This window comes from Proteiniclasticum sediminis, from assembly GCF_018128025.1.
Taxonomy (GTDB): Bacteria; Bacillota; Clostridia; order Clostridiales; family Clostridiaceae; genus Proteiniclasticum; species Proteiniclasticum sediminis.
Genome location: NZ_JAGSCS010000015.1, coordinates 58510 through 68775, shown reverse-complemented (window position 1 = coordinate 68775; position 10266 = coordinate 58510). Strand labels below are relative to the sequence as shown.

Here is a 10266-nt window from a genome sequence, read left to right as displayed (position 1 = left end):
AAGGCACTACGTTCGGCATAGAAGATGACATCGGAGAGTTATACTCAAAATTCAACCAACAGTAAGTTGACACGGTCTCTCCATGATGTATCTTTCATAATATTTCGTTTTGAAGTATAATATTATTATAATTTATCACGCAATAAAGATAGGGGTGTTTTTTGTGGCTGTTGGTAAAGATAAAACTAGGATTCTTTTGACCTTACCACTGGATTTGAAAGAAGAGCTCACCGATGAGGCGAAGGATGATAATCGTTCATTGAACAATTATATCTTAAATCTTCTCTTATCCTCGGAAAGAAGAACCGAAAGCAGCAGAGACTAGACAAAAACCGGGTCCGGAAGTTATCTTCCGAACCCGGTTTTTACTTGCTCAATTTTTGCTTGTCCGCCAACGGCGAACAAGATGCTCTCAATCGTGGGAGTAGTCAATTTGAATGATTCTTCGATTCTCAAATGAAACCTAAAACACACTTTAGCTCAATTTTCCCAGGATGGAAAACCTCGAAAAAGTGCGGTGATTTTTGCGAAGGTTGCTGAACGGTTTCGAAAAATATTTAATCGAAACGCGGATATTTTAGAATTTCGAGGGGAGTGGCGAATTCTACCGAGGACGAACGCCCGAGATTATCCGGTGGTTTTTCCGGAGAGAAGGAGAGTGGCAACCCTTCCGTTTCCGGAAGGTTTTTCCAGTAGCGCCGGGGCATAGAGCGCTTTTGGGCCTTGGGATTCACCCGCTCCGCAATGGCGATGGAATGAAAGTAGGTACGCCAGGACTGGATGTATTCGTCGGGTTCAAAAAGCGAGGGATCCAGGTCGCTCTTTTCCACCAGGACGATGTCCCCGTTTTGGGACAGGAGGACCTTTTTACGCTTCTCGTCGAGGATCATAAAGCGCTGGGTGCTGAAGCGTTCGGCGAAGTGGGGGGCGAGAAAAGCCAGAATATCATGATCCGGCTCGATTTTTGAAAAGTACACTCCGTTTTTTTCGGAAAAGCGGACAAACCCCACAAAGCGGTGGGTTTCCAGGCTCACCTGCCTTGCCCGCTTGGTCACAGCCATGATGAGGGGATCCTGAAAATTCTGGGCTTGCCTCGGATTTTTGAAGCAGGCTAAGGTGTAGTTCAGGATGAGGGAGGGGGAATCCGGGGCGCTGTGGCAGAGGCCGTAGTGGATATCGTGGAGGGCTTCCTCCAGAAATTTCTCCTCCATGGCCCGCTGCACCCGCAAAAAGAGGGATTCGTCATAGGAAATTCGTACTGGCTCATCGATGAGGTTGAGCTGAAAATCCGCGGTCCTGTAGATCACAGGCGGCATTTTTTCCAGATAAACCTTGGCGACAGCGGTCAGAAATTCTTCCAGCGATCCATCAAAAAGCATCACCTGCATCAAAGCTCACCTCCCGAAGAGCGGGAGATGATCTGCTTCTCCGAGATCAGCGCGCTGGTGAGACGGGCAGCCTGGAGAATTTTGGACGGATCGTCCTTTTTGTTTTCCAAGCCCAAGCGGCGGTCAATTTCCTGGAAGAGATTCATCTGGAGGACATCCTTTCGCTCGCTGATGGCCTCGTAGATGTAGTCCCGATTCAGCGCAAAGTTGCCGTAGTATTTTCCGCCCACCAGGATGAAGTGTTTGGCCCGAACGAGGACAATGCCCATTTTCTTCAGCCCCTCATAGGTGATGGGGGAAAGTTTTCGGGCTTTCCAAATCCGCTTCGCCGAGGTGAGACCGATGCCGGGAATGCGAAGGAGCATCTCATAGCTGGCCCGATTGATTTCCACAGGGAAAAGCTCCATGTGGCTGAGGGCCCACTGGGTTTTGGGATCCACATTGACATCGAGGTTTTCCTCGGCACTGAGGAGTTCTTCTGCCCGGAACTGGTAGAACCGGAGAAGCCAGTCCGCCTGGTAGATCCGGTGCTCCCGCAGAAGGGGCGGGCTTTCCAGACGAGGCAGCAGCGCATGGGTGGACACGGGGATATAGGCGGAATAGTAAACCCGCTTCAGCTCGAAGCGGTCGTAGAGCTTCTGGCTTAAGGAGAGGATTTTTCCATCCGCTGTAGGCGTGGCACCGATGATGAGCTGGGTACTCTGTCCCGCGGGGACAAAATGCTCCGCATGCCGGGAGATCCGGCGCTCCTCAGTATTCTCCAGGATGTTCCGTGCGATCTGGTCCATGGGTTTCAAAATGGCCTGCTGGGTCTTCTGGGGAGTGAGTACCGGGTAATTTTCCGCCTCCGGCAGCTCGATGTTCACGCTGACCCGGTCGGCGTAGCAGCCGGCCTCGTGGACCAGATGGGGGCTGGCCCCAGGGATGATCTTCACATGGATGTAGCCCTTGAACTTTTCCCGGATCCTAAGAGTCTTCAGAATCCGGAGCATGAGCTCCATGGTGTGGTCCGGGGAAACCACCACGCCGGAACTGAGAAAGAGTCCCTCGATGTAGTTTCGCTTGTAGAAGGCCATGGTGAGGCTGATGAGCTCTTCCGGGGTGAAGGCCGCCCGTTCCAGATCGTTGGAGATCCGGTTCTGGCAGTAGGCGCAGTCGTAGATGCAGTAGTTGGTCATGAGGATTTTCAAGAGGGAAATGCACCGGCCGTCCGCCGTGAAGCTGTGACAGATCCCCGAAGGCACGGTGTTTCCGATGCCGCTGCCTTCTTTCCCTCGGGTGCTCCCACTGGAAGAACAGGACACATCATATTTGGCTGAATCCGCGAGGATTCGGATTTTGTCGAGAATTTCCATGGGCTCACCTCCAACAACATTATTATAGCACATATGTTCTTTTTTATCCATGAATTTCGAATGTATGTTCTGAATTTGCGCAATAAAAATCGGCAGGATTTCCTGCCGATTAGGTGTTAGATAAAGGCAAAGAGCTTCAGATAGAAGGGGACCACCAGGATGAAGACCCCGGAGGTGAGGGCGGTGATGAAGGAGGAGTAGGATGGGTTTCCCCCGTACTTTCCCACGGCGATGGAGATGTTCGTCATGGCAGGCAGACCGGCACAGACGATGAAGACCTTCACCAGTTCCTCTGGCATGGGGATGAGCTTCAGGAGGAGCAGCACCGTGAGGGGAGAGATGACGAAGCGCATGAGAAGAATCACCACGGTGGTCATGGGGCTGCCGATTCGTTCCAGGGAGAGATCGCCAATGGTACTCCCCACGAAGATCAGGGACAAGGGGGTCATGATGACCTTTAAGGCGTTGATGCTGTCCATGACATAGGAAGGAAGGGAAATGCCATAATAGAGAAGAAGAAGACCGGCAACGAAACCCAGGATGGGCATATTGATGATCTTGAGAAGATTCTTGGAGCTGAAGCCCTTGCCGGAATCCTTGGACAGGAGATAGATCCCCAGGGTCCAGAAGGTCAGGGTATTGGCGATAAAGTAGAGCATGAGGTAAGCCACCACGCCGGCGCCAAAGATCCCAGTGATAAGGGGCAGACCCACAAAGATCACATTGGAGAAGGAGCACATGGCCAGTAACTGGCCCCGGTCCATCCCTTTGAGGGAAAGCATTTTGGCGAAAAGTGTGGACACCGCCATGACGCAGAGGGTGGAAAGAACCGCCACACCAATACTTTTATAGGAGTCCAGGAAAATCTGAATAGTGAAGTTCGTCAGGGTGGTGGAAATCATCAAGGCCGGCGTGCAGATGTTCACCAGGAGGACCGTGATGAACTTGTCGGTGCGCTTATCGGCCACCTTGGTCTTTTTCAGTCCGAAGCCCAAAAGGCCCAGAATGAGCATGGTGAGGATGGTATTCGTGAGGTTACTTGTCATGGAGGAGCTCCTTTTGCGCAAGATTCAAGAGGGTGTATTTTTCATTGAGGCTAGGATCTTTCAGGACATGGTCCAGGAGGGATTTCAGGATTTCGCCCACCTGGCGTCCTTCCCGAAGCCCCAGGTTCATGATGTCCTGGCCGTTCACGGCCAGATCCTTGATGACGAGGGGATCGCCCCGGTCCAGGATCTTCTGGATCCGGTGGCGGAAGGCGCTGATCTCATAGAGCTTGGCGCCGGAACTGTCCGGTTTGCCCACATGATCGGCGGTCTTTAGGTCCAGCAGGGCAGCGACGTTTTCCTTTCCCACACTGAGGATGAAGCGCTTGATCTTCACCTCGTTCTTCATGTCCAGACTGACCATGTGGTGGGCGATGAGGGTCGTCACCGTATCGGTGGTGTGGTTGTCGTATTTCAGCCGCTGCAGGATTTCTCGGGCGATGCGGGCGGAATGTTTTTCGTGGCCGTAGAAATGACCGATGCCGTGGTCATCCACGGTGAAGGCCGTGGGTTTGCCCGTGTCGTGGAGTAGGGCTGCCAGACGAAGGTCCAGGGCTTTCGGCGTATTTTCCAGCACCTCCAGGGTGTGGTGCAGCACGTCTTTGTCATGGTGGGGGTTATGCTGGTTGAACATGGCCATGGGCATGATCTCCGGCAGCACAAGCTTCATGATGCCCAAGTGGAAGAGCATGGAGATTCCCCGGGAAGGATTGTCCGACAGGAGGATTCCGTTGAGTTCCTCCCGGATCCGTTCCACGGAGATGAACCGCAGGCCGTCCATGGTTTCCACGATGGCCTGGAGGGTGCTGGCTTCGAGGTTGAAGTTCAGGGTGGTGGCCAATCGCACCGCCCGAAGAATCCGGAGGGCGTCTTCCTTGAAGCGCTCAATGGGATTTCCCACGGCCCGGATCAGCCGCTGCCGAATGTCCTCGGTGCCGTTAAAGGGATCGATGATGCCTTTTTCCGTATTGTAGGCCATGGCGTTGATGGTGATGTCCCGGCGCCGAAGATCCTCCACCAGGTCGTCGATGAAGATGACGTTGGTGGGGTAACGGAACTGGACATAATCGCCTTCGGAGCGGTAAGTGGTCACATCATACATGCCGTCGGCGGTGATCACCTGGATGGTGCCGTGTTTGATTCCCGTGGGCACCGTCTTTCGGAAGATCCCCATGACCTCCTCCGGCGTGGCAGAGGTGGTGATGTCATAGTCCTTGGGGGTCAGGCCAATGAGGGCGTCCCGAATGGAGCCGCCCACCACATAGGCTTCATAGCCATGTTCATTCAGTTCCCGGATGATCTGGCGCACGCCCTTGGGCAGGCTGATTTCCATGGGGCTCCCTCCCTTCGGTCTAAAATACGCGAAAGACAAGAATAATTCGTCATCATTTCGATGTTGAGGTATACTATATTATATACCAATTTACACACAAGGAGAAATTTATGGAGCTGCAAAGCAAAAAAATAGCCAACCTGGAAGTGGGCGATCGCGTAGACTGCTACTTCATCATTAAGCGGGTGGACCTGAAGACCACGAATTCCAAAGACAAGAAATATCTGGACTTTATCTTCGGCGACAAGACCGGGGAAATTTCCGCCAAGCTCTGGGAAGTGTCCAAGGAACAGGAGGACCTCTTCCACGAAAGCGAAATGGTCAAGGTCCGGGGGACCGTGACCAGCTACATGAACAATACCCAGTTCAAGGTGGAACGAATCCGCCTCGTCACCGAGGCCGATGCCGTGAATCCTGCGGATTTTGTGGAATCCGCCCCCATGGAAGATACGGTGATGTATGGGGAAATTACGAACTATGTCCGCGCCATGAAGGACCAGGAGATCGCTCGTGTGGTTCTGGCCATTCTGGAGGAGAAGCAGGAAAAGCTCATGTATTACCCCGCCGCCAAACGGAATCATCATTCCATCCGGTCCGGGCTTCTTTACCATGTGCTCACCATGCTGAAGCTGGGCGAAGCCATCGCAGCGGTGTATCCTGCGGTGAACCGGGATCTTCTCTTTGCCGGGATCATTCTCCATGACCTGGAAAAGATCAATGAGATGGATTCCTCGGAGCTAGGCATCGTGAAGGAATACACCGTGGAAGGCACCCTCCTGGGCCACATCACCCTGGGGGTGAAGAATGTGGAGCGGGTGGCGGCAGAAAAGGGCCTGTCCCAGGAAAAGCGACTTCTTCTGGAGCATATGATCCTTTCCCACCACTACGAGCCCGAATACGGAAGCCCCGTGAAGCCCATGTTCCTGGAGGCGGAGCTTCTCCACCACATCGACATGATCGACGCCCGGGTCTTTGATTTCACCAGCGCCGTCCGGGATTTGGAGCCGGGGACCTTCTCCGACTACATCTTCTCCCTGGACCGACGCCGGATCTACCGCCCGGACCTGGACACCAAGTAAGCCAACCCCTCGTCTTTTGGAGATGAAGGAAAAATAAGGAGGACAAACATGACCGTATTGGACAGATTTTTAACCTATGTGCAGGTGGAGACCACCTCCGACGAAAACAGCACCACCACTCCCACCACCCCGGGACAGCGGGAGCTGGCCGAGCGCCTGAAGGGGGAGCTGGAAGCCTTGGGGCTTCAGGCGAGCCTGGATGAAAACGGCTATCTCTTCGGAAGACTGCCTGCCAACACGGACAACCCTGGAAAGAAGCTGGGCTTCCTTGCCCATTTGGATACTTCACCGGATATGAGCGGAAAGAATGTGAAGCCCCGGGTGGTGAACTACACCGGCGGAGACATCGTGCTCCACGAAGAGCAGGGCATTGTGCTGAAGGTGTCCGACTTTCCAGCGCTAGCCACCTATGTGGGCCAGGACCTGGTGGTCACCGACGGCACCACCCTTTTGGGCGCCGATGACAAGGCCGGCATCGCCGAAATTATGGCAGCACTGGACGTGCTCACGGCAGATCCCACGATTCCCCATGGGGAGATTCTTGTGGCCTTCACCCCCGACGAGGAGGTGGGCCGAGGCCCCCACAAGTTCGATGTGGCGGCTTTTGGCGCGGACATCGCCTACACCCTGGACGGCGGACCGGAAGGGGAGCTGGAGTATGAAAATTTCAACGCTGCCGCCGCCAAGGTGAGAATTAAGGGACGCAATGTCCATCCGGGCACGGCCAAGGACAAGATGGTGAATTCCCTCTTCATCGCCATGGATTTTGCGGCCCAGTTTGATCCCCTGGACACCCCGGAGCATACGGAAAAGTATGAGGGCTTCTTCCATCTGAACAGCATCCAGGGCGAAGTGGAAGAGACGGTTCTCGACTACATCATCCGGGACTTCTTTGAAGACACCTTCCAGGGAAGAAAGGACAAGATGGTGGAGGTTACCCAGCGCCTCAACGAAAAGTATGGCGCCGGCACCGTCACCCTGGAGCTTCGGGATCAGTACCGCAACATGAAAGCCATGATCGAGCCCCATATGGATCTGGTGGACAATGCCCGCCTGGCCATGGAAAAGGCGGGGGTCACCCCCATTGTGAAGCCCATCCGCGGCGGCACCGACGGTGCGCAGCTGTCCTACATGGGTCTGCCCTGCCCCAACATCTTCACCGGAGGCGAAAATTACCACGGCCGCTATGAGTTTATTTCCATCCAGGCCATGGAGAAAGCCGTTCAGGTGATCCTTAATCTGGTGGAGCTTTACGCGAAATAACATCCAAAGAGTAAAACATCCCGAAGAGCCCAGGGCTCATCGGGATGTTTTGTTCTTGCTAATTCTTCTGGATGGTTTCTTCCCGTTTCTTGCCGAAGAAGACCATGTTGATGACGTTGGCGCCGGTGTGGGCGCTGATGGTGATCCCCATGGTGACCGGGGTTACTTTGGTGGCCAGGCCTTTTTCGGTGATGAGCGAGCGGAGGATTTCCACATCCTCGGGGCAGTGGCCGTGGGCGATGATCACTTCGGTGTTCTTCGGATCCGTCACGCCTTTTTCCAGGTAATCCACCAGGGCATGGAGGGATTTTTTCCTTCCCTTGACCTTGTCGATATTGAGGAGCTTGCCCTCTCCGCTCATGTAGAGGATGGGCTTGATGTTCAGCATGGTGCCCATGGTGGCGGAGAAGCCGGAGAGACGTCCGCCCCGCTTCAGATGGTTCAGGTCATCCACGGTGAAGATGTGGTTCACATGATGCTTGCGATCTTCCACGTGGCGGATGAGATCATCCAGTTCCATGCCTGCGGCTTTTTTTGCTGCCGCATCCAGGACCAGAAGACCCAGGCCGCAGGAGGCGCAAAGGGAATCCACCAGCTCGATTCTTCGCTCGGGGTACTCCTCGAGAAGCATGGTGCGGGCCACATTGGCGGAACCGAAGGTGCCGCTTAAGGTGGAGGAGAATCCGATATAGAGGATATCGTCGCCCTTGTCCAGATAGGGCTTGAAGAACTCCATGAACCGGGCCGGGGTGATCTGGGAAGTGGTGGGCATTTCCCCCTGGATCAGGGCGGCGTAGTACTCCCCAGGGCTCAGGGATTTCCAGTTGTCTTCGATGTATTCCTTGTTCTGAAAGTTCACCACGAGGCCGATGACCCCCACCTGGTTTTCCTGCAGCACTTCAAAGGGCAGATCAGCGGCGGAATCGGTCAGTATCGTATAATTTCGCATAGACGTTTCTCCCGATAGGCTTAAATCGGGTTTCCTCCTTCTTGATCGGGTATTTTTAAAATAATTATTCCATCTCCTATTATACCTGTATTCCTTAAAAAAAGGAAAATATAAGCGGGAAAGCCACCTGCTCTAGGTAATTTACAAATGGATGAATTGGGGGTATCATGGGAAAAATGAAGAAAAAGGAGGTGCACCATGGAACTGAGCCTAAAGGACATGGAGCAAATACTGAAGTATCTGCGCATGGCCAAAGATCAGCAGGAGGAGCTTTACCAGGCCATGATCGACATCGAGAACCTGGGGGAAGTGGATCATGACGGGATGCCCGTGGTCAATTCCCGGGAACTGTCCGGGGACATCAAAACCCTGGAGGAGCTGATCCTCCGGTTTGAAGCCCAAATCCGCGAAAAGAAAGGATCTGTAACCGAGGGTTAAACCCTTCGGTTATAGATCCTTTTAACATGTTCCCTGCCGGGATACATGATGAAGATGATGGCGAGAAGATTAAGAGCCATGAAGATCATGATGATCTGGCGCTCAGGCATGACCTCACCCAGGACTCCAGACAGGAGCTGACCCACGATGCCGCCGGCGGCGCAGATCATCTGGAAGGAGCCGTTGAAGCGTCCCCGCTTCTCATCGGGCACATAGGACTGGGTGGCGGAGATGCGGATGTTGAAGGACGTGACGCCCATGATGCCGATGATGAAGAAGCTAAGCACCATGAGGGGAAGGGGGAAGTACAGCTGGAAGGCTTCCAGGAGGGTGATGGTGGTATATACCGTCAGGGCGATGATGAACTTTTTTCCCACGGGATAGCGGAACTTGTAGTGGATGAGCCCGCCCATGAGACGGCCAAAGACCCCAAAGAAGCTGATGATCGTATAGAGCGTCACCACATCCAGGGGAACGAAGGCGAAGAGCTCCGGATTGTTTTTAAAGAAGGGGAGCATTACCGTCTGGGCACCGCCGGAGGCGAAGGTGGTGATGCAGAAGTAGGTGGTGATGATGAGGAGGCCCTTCTCCTTGGCCATGTATTGGAGGCCTTCCTTGAAGTCTGCAATATAGCGGTCCCTGGTGAATTTTTCGCCGGTGCCGTTGTCCAGGTGGGTTTCCACGTAGCCGATCTGGGTTTCGAAGATGGCCGCCAGGAGGAAGGTCACGGCGTTGAAGGCAAAGAGCGGGGCCGCGGATCCGGTGCTGTTGTAGATAAAGGAGGCCACGGGCACCATGAAGGCGGCTAAAGGATAAATCATGCTGGAGATGGAATAAGCTTTGGAAAAGTTGCCCTTGGACACCAGATTGGGATAAAGGCTCTCATAGGCCACGGCGTAGACCCCGTCGATGGTGCCGATGATGAGGACCAGCCCCAGGAAGAAGGGAAAATTCCACCAGTGGTTATAGAGGAGGAAAAAGATAAAGGTATAGAGGGCGGAGGAGATGAAGTCCATGGTGTAGATGACCTTTTTTCGCGAAAACCGGTCCATGTAGGGGCCGGCAAAGAGCGGAGCCACAATTTTGGGCAGGTTGTAGACCACCATGAAGAGGGCGTAGAGGAGGGTGGAGCCCGTATAGTCCAGGACGAGAAGACCGATGGCGAAACCGGCCACAGCATTGCCCAGCATGGAAATGATGGTTCCAATGGTGATAATTTTAAAGTCTCGGGTCCAGAGGTTAGTCACGCTTGATCCCCCGCCTTTCTATGTTAATCGTAAATTGTACGGATACAATAGTCACATTTTAACATATCCCTTGGGAAATAGGCGGAGACGGCGCTACAGTTCCCGAGCCTCGGGATACAGATTCCGTACAGGGAGCGAAAAGGGAAGAAAAAGCGGCAAAAGAAAGTC

The 10266-nt window shown here is 53.8% G+C and carries 9 protein-coding genes; 3 read left to right on the top strand and 6 right to left on the bottom strand.

What is annotated here, in order from left to right:
* Positions 1–557 precede the first annotated feature (557 nt).
* The 4 genes from KCG48_RS11080 to KCG48_RS11065 form a co-directional block, all read right to left on the bottom strand.
* The gene (locus KCG48_RS11080) at positions 558–1379 is read right to left on the bottom strand and encodes a TIGR03915 family putative DNA repair protein (RefSeq protein ID WP_211802279.1); all 822 of its coding nucleotides are present in this window, start codon (positions 1377–1379) and stop codon (positions 558–560) included.
* Between the two features lie 8 nt (positions 1380–1387).
* Positions 1388–2743, bottom strand: a complete 1356-nt coding sequence (locus tag KCG48_RS11075; RefSeq protein WP_211802278.1) for a putative DNA modification/repair radical SAM protein — start codon at positions 2741–2743, stop codon at positions 1388–1390.
* A 116-nt stretch (positions 2744–2859) separates the two neighbouring features.
* Positions 2860–3789: an AEC family transporter gene (locus KCG48_RS11070; RefSeq protein ID WP_211802277.1), complete on the bottom strand. Its 930-nt coding sequence runs from the start codon at positions 3787–3789 to the stop codon at positions 2860–2862.
* Positions 3779–5122 (bottom strand): CCA tRNA nucleotidyltransferase, encoded by a 1344-nt coding sequence (locus KCG48_RS11065; RefSeq protein WP_211802276.1) that lies wholly within the window; start codon positions 5120–5122, stop codon positions 3779–3781. The genes KCG48_RS11070 and KCG48_RS11065 overlap by 11 nt, the downstream gene beginning before the upstream one ends.
* Before the next feature lie 110 nt (positions 5123–5232).
* On the opposite strand from KCG48_RS11065, the gene KCG48_RS11060 reads away from it, so the two are divergent.
* Both KCG48_RS11060 and pepT read left to right on the top strand, forming a co-directional pair.
* A complete protein-coding gene (locus KCG48_RS11060) occupies positions 5233–6201 on the top strand; it encodes a 3'-5' exoribonuclease YhaM family protein (protein WP_211802275.1) in 969 nt (322 codons plus the stop codon).
* A 48-nt stretch (positions 6202–6249) separates the two neighbouring features.
* A complete protein-coding gene (pepT, locus tag KCG48_RS11055) occupies positions 6250–7464 on the top strand; it encodes a peptidase T (RefSeq protein WP_211802274.1) in 1215 nt (404 codons plus the stop codon).
* Between the two features lie 58 nt (positions 7465–7522).
* Here pepT and KCG48_RS11050 read toward each other — a convergent pair whose 3' ends face one another.
* On the bottom strand, positions 7523–8413 hold the full coding sequence (locus KCG48_RS11050) for a DegV family protein (RefSeq protein ID WP_211802273.1): 891 nt from the start codon (positions 8411–8413) through the stop codon (positions 7523–7525).
* 198 nt (positions 8414–8611) lie between these two features.
* On the opposite strand from KCG48_RS11050, the gene KCG48_RS11045 reads away from it, so the two are divergent.
* Positions 8612–8851 (top strand): hypothetical protein, encoded by a 240-nt coding sequence (locus tag KCG48_RS11045; RefSeq protein WP_211802272.1) that lies wholly within the window; start codon positions 8612–8614, stop codon positions 8849–8851.
* Here the strand turns inward: KCG48_RS11045 and KCG48_RS11040 are convergent.
* The gene (locus tag KCG48_RS11040) at positions 8848–10098 is read right to left on the bottom strand and encodes an MFS transporter (RefSeq protein WP_211802271.1); all 1251 of its coding nucleotides are present in this window, start codon (positions 10096–10098) and stop codon (positions 8848–8850) included. The two genes, KCG48_RS11045 and KCG48_RS11040, sit on opposite strands and share 4 nt — an antisense overlap.
* Positions 10099–10266: the final 168 nt, after the last annotated feature.

Coding starts and splice junctions, on each gene's coding strand:
- KCG48_RS11080 (WP_211802279.1), bottom strand. CDS start 1,379: ATGCTTTTTGATGGATCGCTGGAAGAATTTCTGACCGCTGTCGCCAAG.
- KCG48_RS11075 (WP_211802278.1), bottom strand. CDS start 2,743: ATGGAAATTCTCGACAAAATCCGAATCCTCGCGGATTCAGCCAAATAT.
- KCG48_RS11070 (WP_211802277.1), bottom strand. CDS start 3,789: ATGACAAGTAACCTCACGAATACCATCCTCACCATGCTCATTCTGGGC.
- KCG48_RS11065 (WP_211802276.1), bottom strand. CDS start 5,122: ATGGAAATCAGCCTGCCCAAGGGCGTGCGCCAGATCATCCGGGAACTG.
- KCG48_RS11060 (WP_211802275.1), top strand. CDS start 5,233: ATGGAGCTGCAAAGCAAAAAAATAGCCAACCTGGAAGTGGGCGATCGC.
- pepT (WP_211802274.1), top strand. CDS start 6,250: ATGACCGTATTGGACAGATTTTTAACCTATGTGCAGGTGGAGACCACC.
- KCG48_RS11050 (WP_211802273.1), bottom strand. CDS start 8,413: ATGCGAAATTATACGATACTGACCGATTCCGCCGCTGATCTGCCCTTT.
- KCG48_RS11045 (WP_211802272.1), top strand. CDS start 8,612: ATGGAACTGAGCCTAAAGGACATGGAGCAAATACTGAAGTATCTGCGC.